Origin of the sequence: Clostridium sp. BJN0013 (assembly GCF_040939125.1) — a bacterium.
In the GTDB taxonomy this organism is placed as follows: domain Bacteria; phylum Bacillota; class Clostridia; order Clostridiales; family Clostridiaceae; genus Clostridium_B.
The window spans coordinates 357,592-377,395 of the sequence record NZ_CP162495.1; the positions used below are offsets into that span (position 1 = coordinate 357,592).

The following is a 19,804-nucleotide window of genomic DNA, read 5'->3' on the forward strand; positions in this document are numbered from 1 at the left end:
TAGATCAGGGATTCCTTTAAAACAAGTGAACTGAGAGGTAGTTAATAGCAGTCTTTTTTAAGGCTGCTATATTAATTTAATTTTAAATATCATCATCTTGTTTCTGTCTAAATTCAGGGAGAAGTTTAAAAATAAGATCCATTTTAAATTTAGTCATGTATTTGGCGAAATATTTAAATGTTATAGTTGAAAATTTATTTAAAAATTAGGTGATAGTAGATAGAATTTTTTATAAAACAATACTAATATATTGACTTGATATGACATAAAATATTATACTTAAAATAACTTAGAGGAATTTAGGGGAAAAAGATGAAAATAATAAAAAGAATATATAACTATATACCAAAATATTCTATTAGACCTTTAATTTTATGTGTATTATTTAATTTTACCATATATTTAGGGGTACGTTTGTTCTATAAACATAGAGTTTTTCATAATTTAACGTCGTACTGTGATAATAAAATTCCAGTAATTCCAATATTCGTATTAATCTATTTTGGAAGTTATCTTTTTTGGATTATTAATTACATATTAATCAGTAGCATAAATGAAGAGCATTGCTATCGTTTTTTAATGGCAGATTTATTAGGAAAATTAATATGTGGCATTATATATATAAAATTTCCTACGACTAACATACGGCCCAATATTACCACATCAGATATTTTTTCGGACATGCTTAAATTTCTATATAGTATAGATGCAGCAAATAATCTTTTTCCATCAATTCATTGTTTGGTTAGTTGGTATTGTTTCATTGGTTTACGAAATTGTAAGGTTATTCCTGCTTGGTATAGATATTTCTCTTTATTTATGGCCATAATGATATGTATTTCAACATTAATGACAAAACAGCATGTTATAATTGATGTTTTAGGAGGAGTTATGTTGGCTGAATTAACATGGCAGCTATCTTTACATTTGCAACTTTATAAAACATTTAAGCTTATTAATCAGGAGGTATAAATGAAAGTTCTTACTGTAGTAATACCCTGTTACAATTCAGCAGATTATATGGATAGGGCAATAGAATCATTGCTAATTGGGAACGAGGATTTAGAAGTTTTGATTGTAGATGATGGCTCTAGTGATAATACTTCGATAATTGCTGACGAATATGAGGAGAAATACCCCAATATAATACGTGCAATACATAAAGAAAATGGCGGTCATGGTGATGCAATAAACACAGGGCTTAGATATTCAAAAGGCATATATTTTAAAGTTTTAGATAGTGATGACTGGTTTGATAAAAATAGTCTAAAAAAAGTACTTGATATATTAAAAAATATGATTAATAATTCTAAACCATTGGATATGCTTATTGCAAATTATGTATATGAAAATATAAATATGCATAAATCAAAAAGCATTAATTATAAAGGTGCAATGCCAGAAGAAAAAATATTTACATGGGATGATTTAGGACATCTTAAAAACAGCCAGAATATATTAATGCACTCAGTTATTTACCTTACAGAGATTCTTAAAAAATGTAATCTAGAGCTTCCTAAACATACATTTTATGTGGACAACATTTTTGTGTATAAACCGTTGCCTTATGTAAAAACAATATATTATGTAAATGTGGATCTTTACAGATATTTTATTGGAAGAGAAGATCAATCAGTTAATGAAAAAGTAATGATTAAACGTATTGATCAGCAGATTAAAGTAACAAAAATGATTATTGACTGTTACAATCCTATGATTATAAAATCTAAAAAGTTACGTAAATATATGATTAAATATTTGGTTATGATGATGACAATTAGTACGGTACTTTTATTAAAAGACAATACAGAAGAAAGTCTAAATAAAAAAGAAGAACTTTGGTATTATCTAAATTCTAAAAATAGGGATTTGTATGAAGAAATAAATAAATCAGTTTTGGGTTTGTTTATGCAAATTAAAGGCTTATTAGGAAGGAATATCATATTATTAGCTTATTCATTATCAAGAAGGATATTTGGATTTAATTAGTAATGAATCTCTATGTTATTAATGAAGCATTATATGTAGATGCATTGAAGGTTTGATGATTAAACTTTCAATGCATTTTACTAGATATTTTTAGACATCTCATCTTCCACACACATCAAGGCCTCTGCTACAACATTATGCATGTCAAAATATCTATACATTCCAAGACGTCCGCCAAATATAACTTTGTTTTCTGTATCTGCCAATGCCTTATATTTTGCATATAATTTATTATTTCTATCATCATTCATTGGGTAATACGGTTCATCACCATGTTGCCATGTGGTGGGATATTCCCTTGTGATTACTGTTTTAGGATTAACATTTCTACTTTGACAGCCAAATTCAAAATGCTTATGTTCAATTATTCGGGTATATGGAACATCATATTCTGTAAAATTAACAACTGCATTACCTTGATAATTCTCACAATCCAGAATTTCTGTTTCAAAACGAAGAGAACGATATTCAAGCTTCCCATAACGATATTTGTAATATTCATCGATCATTCCAGTGAAAACAATTTTATCTGCAAGAGATGTTAGTTCATCATGTTGCTTAAAGAAATCAGTCTCAAGGCGGACTTCGATGCCTTGCAGCATTTTCTCAATGATTTGTGTATAACCTCCAATTGGTATTCCCTGGTATTTATCATTAAAGTAGTTGTTATCGTAGGTAAAACGAACTGGCAGCCTTTTTATAATGAAACTTGGAAGTTCTGTTGCCTTACGTCCCCACTGTTTCTCTGTATAACCTTTGACTAACTTCTCGTAGATATCTCTACCAACCAGACTTATTGCCTGTTCCTCAAGATTTTGAGGTTCAGTAATACCGGCTTCTTTAATCTGTTGTTGAATTTTGGCTTTTGCCTCTGATGGGGTAATTACTCCCCACATCCTATTGAATGTGTTCATATTGAAAGGCATATTATAGAGTTCAGATTTATATCTGGCAACAGGGGAGTTCGTGTATCTGTTAAACTCAGCAAATTGATTCATGTATTCCCACACCTTCCTGCTATTTGTGTGGAAAATGTGTGCACCATACTGATGTACTTGAATTCCCTCTATTTGTACTGTATGTATATTTCCCCCAATATGTGAACGTTTGTCTATTACAAGACATTTCTTACCTGCTTTAGTAGCTTCATATGCAAATATTGATCCAAATAAACCGGATCCAACAATTAAATAGTCATACATTCTCAATCCCCCTTTTAATTGGTACCATTATTAAAATAAAATTTAAGACAGCTTTATACATATTAGTATTTATTTACAATGTTTTCAAATATCGGATCAATGCCGTTAATATAATCATTAATACTAGTGCTTATCTCTATATCTGGTTTAAGTGTATCATCAATAAGTATATCATTCTCCCTTTTTAAACTAAACAATACCAGATTACCCCCTAAAATCTAATAAATTTCTTCACTTATTTTAAAATTAAACCTTTTTATTTTGACTTTATTTTTAAAATAGAAGTATGGTAGTATTAAATTAAAGATGTAAATTTTATAAACAAAGGATATAGTTATTTATGGAGATATTTAAATCAATATTTTATTTTGTGGTAGCAGGATTATTTGAAATAGGTGGCGGATATCTTGTATGGCTGTGGTTAAGGAATGGTAAAAGTTATGGTATGGTTTAGCAGGAGCTATAGGTCTTATTATTTATGGTATAATACCTAGCTTATCCTCTACTAATGGCAGCTTTCGGATAAATTCAAAGCAAATTTAGTTAGAAGAGGTATCTTAATTGAAAAAATTGCTAATATGTAAATTTACCCATTTATAGATTTACATATTAACAATTTCAATGGTTATATTAGCTAATAATTATATTATTTTAACTAAAATATATTAATATATTTAAAAGGATATGCTCTAAAAATTACATGCCCCTTTATATCTTTTATATTTATAAAACCAAGTATTCTGCTGTCAGTGCTATTTTCTCTATTATCCCCAAGTACAAAAATATATCCTTCAGGTATAACATAATCTGTATTAGAGGAATTGCATTCAGTAATTGTACCCTGTGGAAGATAATTCTCTGAAAGAAGTTGACCGTTTAAATAGACTTTTCCATCTCTTATATTAATTTTATCATCAGCTATGCCTATTACTCTTTTTATATAATTATCGTTATTTTCATTATTGGAATTAAAAATAACAATTTCCCCTCTATTTATATGTCCAATTTCTGTACTGATCTTCTCTACAAATAGTATGTCTTTATTGTTAAGTGTAGGCTGCATAGAGGGGCCTATTACATCTACTCTTGCAAAAACGTAACTATGAAATATAAATAAAAATCCAAGAGCTAATAAAATGATTAGTATATATTCTTTTAAACTTTTGAAAATTGTTTTATGATTCAATTATTACCCTCCTTACTACTACTTAATAATTATATCATTATTTAGTTGATTTTTGGTTGTTGCCCTAAAGTTGTTAAATAATTTTAACAATTTATTTTTTTATAGGTAAACTCTTGATTTGTATAAATTATATTTTACACATATATCTAAATATTCATCCAATTACCTAGAGTATTTTTTATAGAAATGTACAAACTTTAAATATAATCAGTAAAAATCACTATAAAAGGAGTGTTTATTATGGCATATAACAGTAATAAATTAGCAGTACCACAAGCTAGAGAAGCTTTAAATCAGTTTAAAATGGAATCAGCTAGAGAAGTGGGAGTAAATTTAAAAAATGGTTATAATGGAGATCTTACTTCAAGAGAAGTCGGTTCTATAGGTGGAAATATGGTAAAAAAAATGGTTGAGGCTTATGAACAAGGTCTAAAGTAATATTTAATCCGAAAGCTGCAATTAGCTAATACTCCCATCTTCTTCAAAGTGGGAGATAAGCACTACTACGCAGCTGGATAACTTTTTCTAAGGTTTAGATGGAGAAAAGAAAAGCATTTCTCATAAGCAAACTCCACCTGAACTTAAGAATCACTTAATAAAAAGCCTGTACCTTTAAATAAAGATTCAGGCTTTATTTAAAAATCTATAACAGGTTAAAATGTTCCAAGTTTAAATTTTTATTATCTAAATATAAAATTAATAAATGGTTAAAATAAAGATAAATAACTATAAAAAATAATATAGGTGATGATAATATGAAAAATGGATTAATTACAACAGCCTTAGGTACTGCAGTTACTGCAGGATCAGTTGCATTAAGAGCATCAGATTTAAAAAATAGAAGAATGCATAAAAATGACGTTGTTCCTATGATAGAAACAGCTGCTTTGGGATTTGGATTAGCACATATTGTTTTGGGAACTGTAGATTTATTGCAAAATCGAAGATAAATTAAAAATCGTTATTTATATGTTTAGCATTGAAAATATTCTTAAAATTTTGAGTTGAGAAACTCTAATCTATAAATATAATAATTTTAACATATAGCAGTCTTCTAGAAGACTGCTATAGTAAGTTATACTAATAATTGTTTTAATCATATTTAATATTACCTTGTGACTTGTTTTAATATTTTTGGATAAATTATTATTTTAGCAATCTTATTAATATATTTGGAAGAGAGAATTATAACAATAAAAAATGAAAGTATAATAATAAATATTTCGGTTCTGAAGGATTCTATGTAATCGAAAAATTTATATTTAAGCAATAACTTTATAATAAAACCGTGAAATAAATATACGGTCATACTTCTAGAACCTAGATGAGTAAAAAAGAATTTTTTATCTGGAATTAATGTTAATATACAAATAGATATAATTATGGCTAATATATATATAGCTGTGCGAATAATACAATTAGGATATATGGAGTCATTTAATTGTGAATAGGAAAGACTACCATAGAACCATTTATAATTGATTTTATTATTTATTAAATATAATAAGAAAAAAATGGCTAGTAAAGTTGAAACCGCATATTTTTTTACAAAGTATTGTTTAATAATAGTTATGTGGCGCTTTTGGGTAAAGTATCCCATTAAGAAATAAGGGAAAAATGTTATGGTTCTTGATAAACTCAAATAATATCCAACGTTAGTATCATATCCACATAATATAGAAATAAGAAGTGAAATTATAATGCAGTATTTAATTTTGGAAAAGTAAGGTAATACAAGATTCCATGTAAATAGAGAAAGAAGATACCATGTAATCCAATAAGGATAAACTAAAGTAATTTTGAAGTTTTGTGCTTTTAGAATGTAAATATTAAATAAAGAATATAATAATTGAAAAATAACATAGGGTACAAAAATATTATTAATTTTAGAAAAAAGTTTTTCTTCATTATTGATATTTTTTGAAAAATATCCTGAAATAAAAACAAATAAAGGCATATGGAAAGAGTATATAAATACATATAATAATTTAATATTTAAATGTGAGTTTATTAGAGGTTCTATGGTATGTCCAACTACTACAAGAATAGTTAATAATAGTTTTAAGTTGTCAAAATAATCTTCCCTACAATTTTTTAAATTCATATTAAACTCCATCTTTATGTAATATTTTAGCCAAACGCTGGAATTAGATAATCTCCAACTTGTTCAAAGTGTGGGATAAGCACTGCTTGCATTTGGATAAGTTCTTTTAAGCTTCAGATGGAGAAAAGTATTCCTCAAGCAAATTCCATCTGAACCTAAGAATCACTTGATATTTATTATTCTATGTTTATACTGTTACAATATAGTGTTATATTAATTAATTAAATTTGTATTTTTTGAAAATTTAGTTAATAATGTTAACAAATATTAAAATGTAGGATTTCTATATCTTAATAGAAAACCCTACATTTCATAAAGTGTTATTATATTTGTGTATAAGAGGGAAAGCAATTAATAAAAATTATACCATTTCACTTTTTTCATCTAATTTTGCATACATTCTATCTTGTTGCTTAGTTGTAAATTGAAAGTATATTTCTGTATTGGAAACGGATTTATGACCCAACCACCATTGTAATTCCTTTATGTCCATATCAGATTCAGCCAAATGGACAGCAGTTGTATGCTTTAAAGCATGGAAATGGTGTTTGGATTTATCTTCAATGCCAGCCATTGAACAGTATTTTTTCATAAGATAATCCAAGGTCTGTCTTGAAATTGGATTATTTTTTTGACTTGAAAATAATACCTGGGAGGTTGAAGTTATGTTATTTTCAACAATATATTTATCTAGAATATATTTAGTTTTAGAATCTAATCTTAAAGTGTTATTATTACTGCCTTTAAGTCGCCTACAGTAAAGTTCACCTTTTGAAGCATTGTAATCTTGCAATTTTAATAAAGCAATTTCAGAAACTCTTAAACCGCATCTATAAGCTATTCTAAAGATAGCTAAATCCCTAAGAGAATGAGAAGTGTAAGTGTTCTCAATTGTTTTAAAAAGAGAATATGCTTCTTGTTGTGTTAAATATTTAATTTTACTTTCATTATTTCTTGACATAATTATTCTCCTTAGCTAGTTATTATACAAAATAAATATTTTGTACAATTTCGTCATAATATATTTTAAACATTTATATATAATTCTATGTAAATTAATATATAATAATTTGAATGGAATGTCAAAAAACAATTAAATTTTATATACTAATGGAGTATAATTTAATATTATGAGTAGATTGTGGTGTATACTTTTATTAGTTAAAGTACTATAATAAGTAAAAAAAGTTTTAATAAATAGTACAGGATATTTTTTAAAAATATAAAAGTATCAGTGTAAAATATTATTTTAAATCTAAAGGAGGATTAACATGGGCAAGACTATAAATATTGATTGGAATGAGCTGGGATTTGACTATATCAAAACGGATTTCAGATATATTTCTGTTTGGAAAGGTGGCAGCTGGGACGATGGAAAGCTAGTAGAAGATAATATGCTTACTATAAGTGAAGGTTCACCAGCACTCCATTATGGACAACAATGTTTTGAAGGATTGAAATGTTATCGTAGAAAGGATGGAAAAATACAATTATTTAGGCCGGATCAAAATGCAAAACGACTAAATAATAGCTGCAGACGTTTATTAATGCCTGAAATACCAGAAGAAAAGTTTATTAGTGCATGTACCCAGGTTGCAAAAGCTAATGAAGGCTATGTTGCACCTTATGGCACAGGGGCTACTCTTTATCTTAGACCATTTGTAATAGGAGTGGGGGATAACATTGGAGTTAAACCTGCAGAAGAGTACATATTTTGCGTGTTTTGTTGCCCGGTAGGACCTTACTTTAAAGGAGGAGTTACACCTGTTAACTTTACAATTTCAGATTATGATAGAGCAGCACCATATGGAACAGGAGCAGCAAAGGTTGGAGGAAATTATGCTGCAAGCTTACTTCCTCATGAAAATTCTGCTAAGAGAGGTTTTGCAGATTGTATATATCTTGATCCCGCTACCCATACTAAAATAGAAGAAGTAGGAGCTGCGAATTTTTTCGGAATTACTAAAGATAACAAATTTGTAACACCAAAGTCACCATCTATATTGCCTAGCATCACGAAGTATTCTTTATTATATATAGCTAAGGAATATTTAGGCATGCAGGTTGAGGAAAGAGATGTTTATATAAATAAAATAGATGAGTTTGCTGAAGCTGGAGCATGTGGTACGGCAGCTGTAATAACCCCTATTGGAGGTATAGAATATAAAAATGAACTTCATGTATTTTATAGTGAAACAGAAGTAGGCCCTGTAACTAGAAAACTTTATGATACACTTTATGGGATTCAATTTGGAGATGTAAAGGCCCCTAAGGGATGGATTGTAGAAGTATAAATGTAAAAATAATACTTCAGTATCTCAAAATAAGCACTGGTATAAAACCGGTACTTATTTTTTATTTGGCATTTTTAAAACATTGATAAAATGATAAAACTAAATTTTTGTTAATTTGCTATTAAACTCTATTGTAATTTATGGGTAACAGTATTAAAATGTAGTTAACAATTAATAATAATTTCGTAATATAATTTTATAAAATTTATCCTTTACATAAGTATATGCCAAGGATAACGATAAGGAAGGGGCTGGAAATATGAAAATAACTGTGAATGGAAAGAATATTGTGCTAACAGATGCATTGAAAAATGCAGTGAGGAAAAAGTTATCTAAAATTGATAAGTATTTCAACCCTGATGTAGAAGCTCATGTTACGTTAAGTGTACAAAAAAACAGACAGAGGATTGAAGTTACAATTCCCTTTGGTGGGGTTATACTAAGAGGAGAAGAAGAAAATGATGATATGTACGCTTCAATTGACTTAGTTCTAGATAAATTAGAAGGACAGATAAGAAAACAAAAGACAAAACTTTTAAAGAGAAATAATTCTGAATCTTTAAGGTTTCAGTTTATACCAGATGAGAAAGAAACTGATAACGAGGAACATAAAATAGTGAAAACTAAGAGATTTGCAGTAAAGCCTATGTCATCAGAAGAAGCAGTTCTTCAGATGGAACTTTTAGGTCATAGCTTTTTTGTATATCGAGATGCTGATAATGGAGATGTAAATGTGATATATAAAAGGCGAGATGGAAATTATGGATTGATAGAACCGGAATTTTAGAGGTTAACTACAGGGAGGAAGCAGAGCTTCCTCTCTTTATAATTCAAGATATACAGTAATTAATCAGTGTTTAAGTTGAATAGCATATAATTAGATGATATAATTTAAAAGATGTACTTTTTTATAAAATTTAACGGGTGAGGATGAAAAAAATGAAACTTTTTCAAAAAATATTTGGTTCATATAGCGAAAGAGAAGTAAAAAGAATTATACCTATAGTTGATAAAATAGATGGTTTAGATTTAAAAATACAGGCATTAACTAATGAACAGTTGAGGGCAAAGACGGATGAATTCAAGGATAGAATTTCTAAAGGAGAATCTTTAGATTCAATAATGCCTGAAGCTTTTGCAGTTGTTAGGGAAGTAGGATTTAGAACTGTGGGACTAAAACAATACAGAGAGCAGCTCATAGGTGGAATAGTTATTCATCAGGGAAGAATAGCAGAGATGAAAACTGGGGAAGGTAAAACTCTTGTTGCTACTGCACCGGCATATTTGAATGCGCTTACAGGCAAAGGAGTTCATATAATTACGGTAAATGATTATCTTGCAAAAAGAGACAGAGATACTATGGCACCTATATATGAAGCATTAGGACTTAAAGTAGGAGTTATTTTGCATGATATGAGTCAATCCCAAAGACAGGAAGCCTATAATTGTGATATAACTTATGGAACTAATAGTGAATTTGGGTTTGATTATTTGAGAGATAATATGGTTATCTATAAAGAAGAGAGAGTTCAAAGAAAACTAAACTTTGCTATAGTAGATGAAGTTGACTCAATTTTAATTGATGAAGCTAGAACGCCACTTATTATTTCTGGAGAAGGAGAAAAGTCAACAGAATTTTATAATATTGCCAATGGATTTGCTAAATCTTTAGAAAAAGAAGATTATAAAGTAGATGAAAAAGCAAATGCAGTAATGCTTAATGATACGGGAATAAAAAAAGCAGAGACTTTTTTTAGTCTTGAAAATTATGCAGATCCAGAAAATATGGAAATACAACACTATGTAGTGCAAGCTTTGAAAGCAAATTATATAATGAAAAGAGATAAAGACTACATGGTAAAAAATGGAGAAGTGCTTATAGTAGATGAGTTTACAGGAAGAATGATGGAGGGTAGAAGGTATAGTGACGGACTTCATCAAGCCATAGAAGCAAAGGAAGGAGTTAAAGTAGAAAGGGAATCTAAAACTTTAGCTACAATTACTTATCAAAATTACTTTAGAATATTTAATAAGTTGTCTGGTATGACAGGTACTGCACAGACAGAAGAAAATGAATTCAGACACATATATGGATTGGATGTAATAGTTATACCTACTCACAAGCCTATAGTTAGGAAAGATTATCCAGATGTAGTGTATAAGAGTGCAAAAGGCAAATTCAAAGCTATAGCCGATGAAATATATGAAACCTATAAAAAAGGGCAGCCAGTACTTGTGGGTACAGTAAGTATAGAAAAATCTGAATTACTTTCAGATATGTTAAAGAAAAAAGGAGTACCTCATCAGGTTTTAAATGCAAAGTTTCATGAAAAAGAGGCTGATATAATTTCCTATGCAGGGCAAAAAGGAACTGTTACCATAGCAACCAATATGGCAGGCCGTGGTACAGATATAAAGCTTGGAAAAGGAGTAGTTGCCTTAGGTGGATTAAAAATAATAGGAAGTGAAAGACATGAATCAAGAAGAATTGATAATCAATTGAGAGGACGTTCTGGACGTCAGGGAGATCCAGGTATGTCAAGATTTTATGTGTCCCTTGAAGATGATCTTATGAGAATATTTGGCTCAGATAGATTACAAGGTATAGTTGAAAAATTAGGACTTAAAGATGATGAAGCTATAGAAAGTAAAATGGTTTCAAATGCCATAGAAAATGCACAGAAAAAAGTAGAGGGAAACAATTTTGACATAAGGAAAACTTTGCTTCAATATGATGATGTAATAAATAAACAAAGAGAAATTATATATAAACAAAGATCTCAAGTTCTTGAAGGAGAAGACCTGAAAAATGATATACAGGATATGATAAAGAGTTTAATAAATTCAATTGTGGATTCCCATATATCTGGAATAGAAGAGGATTTTGAGGATGAAATAGTAAAATTGATTGAATATATGGAAGATGTATACGTGTCTAAAGGTTCTGTTAAAAAAGAAGATATTATAAATCTTTCTAATGAGGCCATTAAAGATAAATTTGTAGATATAGCCCAAAAAATCTATGAACAAAAAGAAATGGAATTTACTTCAGAACAGATGAGAGAAATTGAAAGGGTTATACTACTTAGAGTTGTTGACACAAGATGGATGGATCATATAGATGATATGGAACATCTGAAAAGGGCTATTGGACTTAGAGCTTATAGGCAGCAGGAGCCAGCTCAGGCATATCAATTCGAAGGCAGTGAAATGTTTGAGGAAATGATTTATAATATCAAATTGGATACGGTAAAATATCTAATGCATGTACAAATTGAAAGAGCTCCAGAAAGAGAAAGAGTAGTTAAAAATGTTATTACAAATCAGGAAGCGGATTCTATGAAGAAGACACCTGTAAAAAAGGAAAAGACTGTAGGAAGAAATGATCTTTGTCCATGTGGCAGTGGTAAGAAGTATAAAAATTGCTGTGGAAGAACTGTTTAAAATTGGAAGGTGATTAGATGTTACTTCAATTAGAAGAAACTATTGGTAAACTAAATGAATTAGAAGAAACTATAAAAGAAATAAGGGAGTCTCTTTGACTTAGATAATTTAAAAAATAAGATAGAGGAACTGCAGGCAAAGATGCAAGAACCAAATTTTTGGAATGATATAGATAACGCCCAGAAAATAGCCAGTGAAGAAAAAAATTTAGAGAGTATACTAAATAGATATGATTTATTGTCACAGAGTATAGAAGATGCTAGGATTTTATTGGAAATTATAAAGGAAGAGGAAGACAGTATATCCTTTCAAGAAGTTATAAAGGATATAAGGGATATAGAATTTCAAGTTGAAACATTTAAAACAGAAATACTTTTATGTGGAGAATATGACAAAAATAATGCCATATTAAATTTACATGTAGGAGTCGGTGGCACAGATGCACAGGATTGGACTGAAATGCTTCTTAGAATGTATACAAGATGGGCAGAAAAAATGGGATATAAGGTAAATACCATGGATATGCTTGAAGCAGAAGATGCAGGCATAAAAAGTGTATCTCTTAGCATTGTTGGGGAATTTGCTTATGGATATTTGAAAAGTGAAAAAGGAATTCATCGTTTGGTTAGAATATCTCCTTTCAATGCCAACGGTAAAAGACAGACTTCCTTTGCATCTGTGGAGGTACTTCCTGAACTTACAGCTGATCAGGATATAGAAATAAAACCTGAAGACTTAAGGGTAGACACATTTAGGTCAGGAGGTGCAGGAGGGCAGCATGTAAATAAAACTGAATCTGCTGTGAGGATAACCCACATACCTACGGGAATAGTTGTACAGTGTCAAAATGAAAGAAGCCAGCATTACAATAAAGAACAAGCATTAAAAATTTTAAAGGCCAAATTAGTGGAATTGAAAGAAAGGGTACACAAGGATAAAATAGAAGACCTTACAGGAGAACTTAAAGATATGGGATGGGGAAGTCAGATAAGATCCTATGTATTTCATCCTTATAATTTGGTAAAGGATCATAGAACCGGTGTAGAGACCAGTAATATAACTTCTGTAATGGATGGTGATATAGATAATTTTATAAAGGGTTATTTAAAGCAACAAGGTGTTAAATAGTAAAAAGATGCTGAAGGCATTGCGACCTGAGGGCGTCTTTTATTATTTATCCGAAGCTATTTTTGTCTGAGTGGATTTTGCCATATATATTGAATAAGTCTTTTTAGTTAGGCTTTTGATGATATTATAGAATTAAAGGAGGGATTATACAGCATTATGTAGAATATGTAATTTGAAAAATGAAATTAGGAGGAATTCTTATGGATATTAAAGAAAATGAAAAAGCTTTAAGTATTGACAAAAAAATTATTTATTTTTTCAAGAAACCAGGGATTATTTTTAGTGAATTTATAGAAAAACCTAAGTATTTATGGACTATGCTTTTAATTATTTTAATCAATATAATTTACGGAATCATGCAAATGACTACTTCTATAGATATTTTAAAAAAATCAATTACGGATAAATTTAAAGAAGCAGCGGCTGGTACATCTCAAGCACTTATAGAAAAATCTATAGAATATGCAACCTCAATACCTATACAGACTGTAACTATTATAATAACTACTATAATAGGTATATATTTAGTATCATTGGTTTACATGGGGCTGGCTAGAATTTTTGGTTCTAAAATAAAATACAAACAGATTGTATCTGTATACTGTTTAAGTATGCTGTCTATAACTATTGGTAAAATTATAAAATGGTTGTATATGGCCATCACAAGTAACCCTTTAGGGGTAAAAGCATTAACTAAACCTACATTACTAAATGGATTTTTAGATAACTTTGATATATTCAATATATGGCAGATAGTATTATTGACTATAGGCGTATCCATAGTTGGAAAGATTTCAAAAAAGAAAAGTTTTGCTATTGTTGCAATTTCCTGTATACTTGTTATGATTATATCTTTACACTCTTATTTAAAACTCTAAAGTAACTTTAATATGCGGCAATTTTGATGATTCGAATGCAGAGAAAGGGATGGACTTATGAAAGATAGAAAAAAAATATTAATTATTGGTTCTGCTGTTGGTGTAATTATTATATTGTTTGTTGTAACACTTTTTTTAAATTATAATAAACGAAATGCACATAAAAATGATTCATTATTTGATATATATACTATTCCAGCACAGCAGAATATATTTTTAGACGGAGAGGTTCAATATTTCAGAAAATTAAATTTTACTGAAGATGCAACTAAGGGAACCGTTGATAAAATAAATGTGGAGGATAAAGAACAGGTAGAAAAAGGACAAACTTTATTTACCTATAAGAATGACCAGATGATAGAGCAGTATGACACTCTCACCCAGCAGCTTAACAGTATTGAGGCTCAAGCAAAATCCATGGCAAATGTACAAAATAGTGCTCAAATTTCTGAAATCAATAGTCAGAAGACAAGTTTAAAACAACAGTTAAACAATATTAAAGATAAACGATATACCACAATTTCCGCTCCTTTTGATGGTATTGTTTCAATGACATCAGATAATGAAGATAGTACTAATAAAATTATTTTGACATTGATTGACCCCAAAATGCAGGTAGTAGCTAGTGTTAGTGAAAAAGATGTGTTAAAACTTAAAGAAAATCAAAAAATAAAGATTACTGTGTATGGTACAAATGAAGAATTTAAAGGTACTATTAGTTCCATTAGCACTGAACCATCACAAGCACAGTCCATTCAAGGGGCTTCAGCCTCAAACTTAACACAAACTACAGGAAGCAGTGTGTCTTATTACCCTGTTTATATTGATATAAACAATCAGCAGGGCATATATGCAGGTTTTCATATTCAGGGAACTGCGGTGGATGAAAGTGAACTGCCCAAAATTCCAGTATCCTCAGTTTTTAATGATAATGGACATAAATCTGTATGGCTTGTAAAAAATAAAAAATTAAGAAAAGTACGTGTAAGGGTTGAAAAATATAATAATACATATGTGCAGGTGAAAAGTGGTTTAGATTTTAATGATAAAATTATGAAAAATCCATCTAGTGAAATGAAAGAAGGGGACAGCATTGACACAACATCTTCTGGAAGTTAAAGGGTTATGTAAGTGGTATGAACAGGATAAAGAGTGCTGTCATATTTTAAAGAATCTTGATTTTAGAGTGGAACAAGGTTCATTTGTGGTTGTAATGGGAAAGTCAGGTAGTGGAAAGACCACTTTGTTGAATATTCTAGGACTTCTTGATAATTTCAATGAAGGAAGTTATTTATTCAATGGACAAGATGTTACGAAAATGACAGAAAACCAGCGTTGCTCATTTAGAAATAGTCATATTGGTTTTATATTTCAGCAATTTTATTTAATTGAATCTTTAACAGTGGCTCAAAACATTGAACTTCCACTATTGTATCATGGAGGATATAGTAACGAGCAAAGAATTGACATGGTAAAAAAAAGTCTTCAAGATGTCGAACTTGAGGAAAAATTTAAAAGTTATCCAAATGAGTTATCTGGGGGGCAACAACAGCGTATTTCAATTGCCAGAGCACTTGTTAATGAGCCCGATGTTATTCTGGCAGATGAGCCTACAGGTGCACTGGACTGGAAAACCGGTCTAAAAATCATTGATATATTGGTTAAACTTAATAAACAAAATAGAACTATTATAATGGTAACTCATGATAGTGATCTTAAAAAATACGCTACTCATTGTGTTTTTCTCAAAGACGGTATTTTTTCTGAGGAGGATAATATATGAATTTGTGGGAACTTATATATAGTGCAGTTTTAAGTTTACGTACACATAAGCTTAGAGTTTTTTTAACCATGATAGGAATAATTATTGGAATAAGTTCTGTGGTTATTATTCTTTCTATTGGAGAAGGGTTAAAAGCACAGGTAAATCAATCCACTAGTGATGTGGGGGCAAATACTATTACTGTTAATTTTGAACCTTCAGATGTAGATTCTACGAAAGTAGATACACCATTTGAATATAAGGACTTTCAATCTCTTAAAAATGTTGATGGTGTAGAACAAGTTAGTAAGAGCAGCAGCGGATTAGAAGGCCTGGTAGGAGTTACTGAAAATGCAACTTTTTTTGACAAACAGTCTTACCTGATGATAAATGACTATGATAAGAGTTCAGGCGTTGTGGCAGGAAGAGGCATAACCGAGGAAGATGATGAGTTTAAGCATTATGTGGTGGTGCTTTCAAAAGATCACGCTAAAGCATTGTTCGGAGAAGACGTAAATAAGGGAATTGGAAAGGGAATTAAAATAAAGGATGAGTTTTTTGAAGTTATTGGCATTGAAAATGGAAGTTCAGGTTTATTGTCTATGCAATATGATTATGTGCCTAAATTTGCAAAGAAACTTTTAGAAAATGATATATCAATTTCTTCAATTGATGTTAAAATTAAGCAGGGATTCAGCTCTGACTCCGTATTTAAAGAAGTAAAAAAAGAACTAGAAACTCTTCACCCAGATGTAAAAGGAAGTTATACTAAGGGGGACCCTAAAGCTGTTTCTAAAGCTTTTGAAAAAATAATAGGCAGTATAACTATTTTTATAGCTGTTGTATCAGGAATATCTTTATTTGTGGGTGGAATTGGAGTAATGAATATAATGTATGTATCTGTTACAGAACGCCGTCGTGAAATAGGTATTAGAAGAGCTATAGGTGCAAAACCAGGTACAATTCTATTACAGTTTTTAATAGAATCAATATTTATTACAGGTATAGGAGGAATCATTGGAATAGGTATAGGATATTTGATATCCTTAATTTTAGGAGTATTTTTACCATTTAATCCAGTTATAACCATAGGAATATTAATAGGGTCATCTATTACATCTATTACTGTGGGAATAATTTTTGGGATAATTCCGGCATATAAGGCAGCAAACTTGGATCCTATTAAGGCTATTTATAAGTAATATTTAGACCTTAAAATTATAACAAGGAGAAAAAATAAAATGGCAGCTGTTATAGGATATAATCATAATATCGTAAAAAAGGCTCAAGAGAAGGCATTAAAATTTGTGCAACAGGGAATTTGGGAGGCAGAGTAGTATTCGAACATTATAAAGATAATCTCATTTATATTCTTATAAGACCAAATAGTTTATATTTTTTACTTCAAATTAATGATTCTTAAATATATTAATTTGCAAAAGTCCATTCAACTGTTGTAATATATTTTTAGCTAGTTTAACATAAATTTATAAAGCTTTTATTTTAAGTTAACTGAAAAATTAATTGTTTACATATTTAGACAAATTAAGCAAAATCAATAGGATTCATCGGGAGGTTAAAATGAACGATATAGTAGACATACTAGTTAGAGAGTTAGACGTAAATGAAAAATATATAAATAATGTAATAGAATTATTGGACTCAGGTAATACAGTTCCCTTCATAGCCAGATATAGAAAAGAATTAACAGGAAGTATGAGTGATGTCACTTTAAGAAAACTGGCAGAAAGGCTTACATATCTTAGAAATCTTAAGGCTAGAAAAGAGGATGTAATAAGAATAATAGAAGAACAGGGGAAACTCACAGAAGAATTAAAGAAATCTCTGGAGAATTGCAATACTTTAACAGAAGTTGAAGATCTATATAGGCCATATAAACCAAAGAAGAGAACAAGAGCTATTATTGCCAAAGAAAAAGGACTGGAACCACTTGCACAGATAATGTTAGACGGCAATTTCAAAGGCAATATAGAAGAGTATGCAGAAAAATTTGTAAATGAAGAAAAGGGAGTAAATTCTATAGAAGATGCTCTTCTGGGAGCTATGGATATAATAAGTGAAATTATATCTGATGAGGCAAAATATAGAAAGTGGATAAGAAAATTTGTTCAAGATAACGGAAACATTGAAACAAGAGGGGAAAATGATGAACCAAATCCTTATGAAATGTACTATGATTATCATGAAACGGTAAAGTCCATACCTCCTCACAGAATACTTGCTATAAATAGAGGAGAAAAAGAAAAAATTTTGTCTGTAAAGATAACCTGTGATATGGATAAAGTAATAAAATACTTAAAAGGAGAATGTCTAAAGGGAAATAAAGTAACTGATAGTTACATAGAAAGAAGTGTAGAGGATTCTTTAAAAAGACTTATATATCCTTCTATTGAAAGGGAAATAAGATCTGAACTCACAGATATGGGAGAAGAAGGTGCTATAAAGATATTTAAGGCCAACTTAAAGGCACTTTTAATGCAGCCACCTATAAAAGGAAAAAATGTGCTTGGATATGATCCTGGATTTAGAACGGGATGTAAAATAGCAGTTTTAGATGATACGGGAAAACTTCTAGATACTGCTACAGTTTATGCTACAGCGCCTCAAAATGATGTAGAAGGTTCTCTAAAGATATTAAAGAATTTAGTGTATAGATATGATGTTAGTGTGATATCTCTTGGAAATGGTACAGCAAGTAGAGAATCAGAAGAAGTAATTGGCAGACTTATAAAAGAAATAAAAGAAGGAAAAAATAAGGATGTTTATTATGTGGTGGTATCAGAAGCTGGAGCTTCTGTATATTCTGCTTCGGAACTGGCTGCAAAAGAATATCCCGATATAAATGTATCACTGAGAGGAGCTATATCCATAGGAAGAAGACTGCAGGATCCTCTGGCGGAACTTGTGAAAATAGATCCTAAATCCATAGGGGTAGGCCAATATCAACATGATGTTTCACCAAAAAAATTAGATGAGTCTCTAAAGGGTATTGTAGAGGATTGTGTAAATAGCGTGGGAGTAGATTTAAATATGGCAACGGCTTCTTTACTATCTTATATATCTGGAATAAATTCAGCTATAGCCGAAAATATTGTAGCTTATAGAGAAGAGAATGGTAAGTTTAAAAATAGAAAAGAGCTTTTAAAAGTTAAAAGACTGGGAGCAAAGGCTTTTGAACAATGTGCAGGATTTTTAAGGGTTATGGAAAGTGATGAACCCCTTGATAATACCTCAGTACATCCAGAATCCTATAGTGCTGCTAAAAAGCTTTTGAAGACCCTTGGGTACAGTGATAAAGACTTGAAAAATAGCGGTCTTGTAGATATAGAAAATAGAGTTGAAAAGATTAGTATAGATAATGTATCACGGGAACTTGATATAGGTATTCCTACCTTAAAGGATATAATGAAAGAAATAAAGAAGCCAGGGAGAGATCCAAGAGAGGAACTGCCAAAACCTATATTGAAAACAGGAATAGTTGATATAAACCAGCTTAAAACAGGAATGACACTTACAGGTACAGTCAGAAATGTAGCAGATTTTGGCGCTTTTGTAGATATAGGTGTTCACCAGGATGGTTTAGTACATATAAGTCAGCTGTCTGATAAATTTGTAAAGCATCCACTAGATGTAGTTAAGATAGGAGATGTTGTAAATGTAACTGTACTTGAAGTAGATGAAAAAAGAAAAAGAATTGCACTTAGCATGAAATAGCAGAAAAATGAATATGAAATTAACATAATTAGTCATAAATATTTATTAATAGATAAAAATTATTTTAACAATGCATTGAATT

Annotated in this window: 18 protein-coding genes and 1 pseudogene; 14 read left to right on the plus strand and 5 right to left on the minus strand. The window is 30.0% G+C overall.

Annotated elements, in window-relative coordinates:
• Window positions 1-312: 312 nt before the first annotated feature.
• Both AB3K27_RS02005 and AB3K27_RS02010 read left to right on the plus strand, forming a co-directional pair.
• Entirely contained in the window at window positions 313-972 is a 660-nt protein-coding gene (locus tag AB3K27_RS02005; RefSeq protein WP_368489591.1) for a phosphatase PAP2 family protein, read from the plus strand.
• Window positions 973-1,989: a glycosyltransferase family 2 protein gene (locus AB3K27_RS02010; RefSeq protein WP_368489592.1), complete on the plus strand. Its 1,017-nt coding sequence runs from the start codon at window positions 973-975 to the stop codon at window positions 1,987-1,989.
• Between the two features lie 80 nt (window positions 1,990-2,069).
• On the opposite strand, the gene glf is transcribed toward AB3K27_RS02010, so the two are convergent.
• Complete coding sequence (gene glf / locus AB3K27_RS02015) at window positions 2,070-3,191, minus strand: UDP-galactopyranose mutase (RefSeq protein ID WP_368489593.1); 1,122 nt, start codon at window positions 3,189-3,191, stop codon at window positions 2,070-2,072.
• A gap of 62 nt (window positions 3,192-3,253) precedes the next feature.
• Window positions 3,254-3,388, minus strand: a complete 135-nt coding sequence (locus AB3K27_RS02020) for a hypothetical protein (RefSeq protein WP_368489594.1) — start codon at window positions 3,386-3,388, stop codon at window positions 3,254-3,256.
• 143 nt (window positions 3,389-3,531) lie between these two features.
• Here AB3K27_RS02020 and AB3K27_RS02025 point away from each other — a divergent pair.
• Window positions 3,532-3,689 (plus strand): annotated as a pseudogene (locus AB3K27_RS02025) (hypothetical protein); the annotation flags it as partial.
• A gap of 157 nt (window positions 3,690-3,846) precedes the next feature.
• On the opposite strand, the gene lepB reads toward AB3K27_RS02025, so the two are convergent.
• A complete protein-coding gene (gene lepB, locus AB3K27_RS02030; RefSeq protein WP_368489595.1) occupies window positions 3,847-4,377 on the minus strand; it encodes a signal peptidase I in 531 nt (176 codons plus the stop codon).
• A gap of 240 nt (window positions 4,378-4,617) precedes the next feature.
• Between lepB and AB3K27_RS02035 the strand changes: the two genes are divergently transcribed.
• Window positions 4,618-4,815, plus strand: a complete 198-nt coding sequence (locus AB3K27_RS02035) for a small, acid-soluble spore protein, alpha/beta type (protein WP_368489596.1) — start codon at window positions 4,618-4,620, stop codon at window positions 4,813-4,815.
• 317 nt (window positions 4,816-5,132) lie between these two features.
• The gene (locus AB3K27_RS02040; RefSeq protein WP_368489597.1) at window positions 5,133-5,327 is read left to right on the plus strand and encodes an asparagine synthase; all 195 of its coding nucleotides are present in this window, start codon (window positions 5,133-5,135) and stop codon (window positions 5,325-5,327) included.
• Between the two features lie 158 nt (window positions 5,328-5,485).
• On the opposite strand, the gene AB3K27_RS02045 is transcribed toward AB3K27_RS02040, so the two are convergent.
• A complete protein-coding gene (locus AB3K27_RS02045) occupies window positions 5,486-6,493 on the minus strand; it encodes an acyltransferase family protein (RefSeq protein ID WP_368489598.1) in 1,008 nt (335 codons plus the stop codon).
• Window positions 6,494-6,842: 349 nt separating this feature from the next.
• A complete protein-coding gene (locus AB3K27_RS02050) occupies window positions 6,843-7,442 on the minus strand; it encodes a tyrosine-type recombinase/integrase (RefSeq protein WP_368489599.1) in 600 nt (199 codons plus the stop codon).
• Between the two features lie 310 nt (window positions 7,443-7,752).
• On the opposite strand from AB3K27_RS02050, the gene AB3K27_RS02055 reads away from it, so the two are divergent.
• From AB3K27_RS02055 to AB3K27_RS02095, 9 genes are all read left to right on the plus strand, one after another.
• Window positions 7,753-8,775 (plus strand): branched-chain amino acid aminotransferase, encoded by a 1,023-nt coding sequence (locus AB3K27_RS02055; protein WP_368489600.1) that lies wholly within the window; start codon window positions 7,753-7,755, stop codon window positions 8,773-8,775.
• A 259-nt stretch (window positions 8,776-9,034) separates the two neighbouring features.
• Window positions 9,035-9,562, plus strand: coding sequence for a ribosome-associated translation inhibitor RaiA (gene raiA / locus AB3K27_RS02060; protein WP_368489601.1), 528 nt, complete (start codon window positions 9,035-9,037; stop codon window positions 9,560-9,562).
• A gap of 152 nt (window positions 9,563-9,714) precedes the next feature.
• Window positions 9,715-12,219: a preprotein translocase subunit SecA gene (gene secA / locus AB3K27_RS02065; protein ID WP_368489602.1), complete on the plus strand. Its 2,505-nt coding sequence runs from the start codon at window positions 9,715-9,717 to the stop codon at window positions 12,217-12,219.
• Window positions 12,220-12,236: 17 nt separating this feature from the next.
• Window positions 12,237-13,347, plus strand: a protein-coding gene (gene prfB / locus AB3K27_RS02070) for a peptide chain release factor 2 (RefSeq protein ID WP_368489603.1) whose coding sequence is annotated in 2 segments (ribosomal slippage) — window positions 12,237-12,314 and window positions 12,316-13,347 — 1,110 coding nt in all. Because the reading frame shifts where the segments join, the coding sequence is not laid out codon by codon here.
• A 200-nt stretch (window positions 13,348-13,547) separates the two neighbouring features.
• Entirely contained in the window at window positions 13,548-14,225 is a 678-nt protein-coding gene (locus AB3K27_RS02075; protein ID WP_368489604.1) for a Yip1 family protein, read from the plus strand.
• 57 nt (window positions 14,226-14,282) lie between these two features.
• Window positions 14,283-15,344 carry an efflux RND transporter periplasmic adaptor subunit gene (locus tag AB3K27_RS02080; RefSeq protein ID WP_368489605.1) on the plus strand — a complete coding sequence of 354 codons (1,062 nt, stop codon included), beginning with the start codon at window positions 14,283-14,285 and terminating at the stop codon, window positions 15,342-15,344.
• Window positions 15,319-16,008, plus strand: a complete 690-nt coding sequence (locus AB3K27_RS02085) for an ABC transporter ATP-binding protein (RefSeq protein ID WP_368489606.1) — start codon at window positions 15,319-15,321, stop codon at window positions 16,006-16,008. Before AB3K27_RS02080 ends, AB3K27_RS02085 begins: the two co-directional genes overlap by 26 nt.
• Complete coding sequence (locus tag AB3K27_RS02090) at window positions 16,005-17,189, plus strand: ABC transporter permease (RefSeq protein WP_368489607.1); 1,185 nt, start codon at window positions 16,005-16,007, stop codon at window positions 17,187-17,189. Before AB3K27_RS02085 ends, AB3K27_RS02090 begins: the two co-directional genes overlap by 4 nt.
• Window positions 17,190-17,568: 379 nt before the next feature.
• Window positions 17,569-19,722 carry a Tex family protein gene (locus AB3K27_RS02095; RefSeq protein ID WP_368489608.1) on the plus strand — a complete coding sequence of 718 codons (2,154 nt, stop codon included), beginning with the start codon at window positions 17,569-17,571 and terminating at the stop codon, window positions 19,720-19,722.
• Window positions 19,723-19,804 lie beyond the last annotated feature (82 nt).

Excerpts from the sequence above, each read along its gene's own strand:
- AB3K27_RS02005 (WP_368489591.1), top strand. The coding sequence starts at position 313 with ATGAAAATAATAAAAAGAATATATAACTATATACCAAAATATTCTATT.
- AB3K27_RS02010 (WP_368489592.1), top strand. The coding sequence starts at position 973 with ATGAAAGTTCTTACTGTAGTAATACCCTGTTACAATTCAGCAGATTAT.
- glf (WP_368489593.1), bottom strand. The coding sequence starts at position 3,191 with ATGTATGACTATTTAATTGTTGGATCCGGTTTATTTGGATCAATATTT.
- AB3K27_RS02035 (WP_368489596.1), top strand. The coding sequence starts at position 4,618 with ATGGCATATAACAGTAATAAATTAGCAGTACCACAAGCTAGAGAAGCT.
- AB3K27_RS02040 (WP_368489597.1), top strand. The coding sequence starts at position 5,133 with ATGAAAAATGGATTAATTACAACAGCCTTAGGTACTGCAGTTACTGCA.
- AB3K27_RS02045 (WP_368489598.1), bottom strand. The coding sequence starts at position 6,493 with ATGGAGTTTAATATGAATTTAAAAAATTGTAGGGAAGATTATTTTGAC.
- AB3K27_RS02050 (WP_368489599.1), bottom strand. The coding sequence starts at position 7,442 with ATGTCAAGAAATAATGAAAGTAAAATTAAATATTTAACACAACAAGAA.
- AB3K27_RS02055 (WP_368489600.1), top strand. The coding sequence starts at position 7,753 with ATGGGCAAGACTATAAATATTGATTGGAATGAGCTGGGATTTGACTAT.
- raiA (WP_368489601.1), top strand. The coding sequence starts at position 9,035 with ATGAAAATAACTGTGAATGGAAAGAATATTGTGCTAACAGATGCATTG.
- secA (WP_368489602.1), top strand. The coding sequence starts at position 9,715 with ATGAAACTTTTTCAAAAAATATTTGGTTCATATAGCGAAAGAGAAGTA.
- AB3K27_RS02075 (WP_368489604.1), top strand. The coding sequence starts at position 13,548 with ATGGATATTAAAGAAAATGAAAAAGCTTTAAGTATTGACAAAAAAATT.
- AB3K27_RS02080 (WP_368489605.1), top strand. The coding sequence starts at position 14,283 with ATGAAAGATAGAAAAAAAATATTAATTATTGGTTCTGCTGTTGGTGTA.
- AB3K27_RS02090 (WP_368489607.1), top strand. The coding sequence starts at position 16,005 with ATGAATTTGTGGGAACTTATATATAGTGCAGTTTTAAGTTTACGTACA.
- AB3K27_RS02095 (WP_368489608.1), top strand. The coding sequence starts at position 17,569 with ATGAACGATATAGTAGACATACTAGTTAGAGAGTTAGACGTAAATGAA.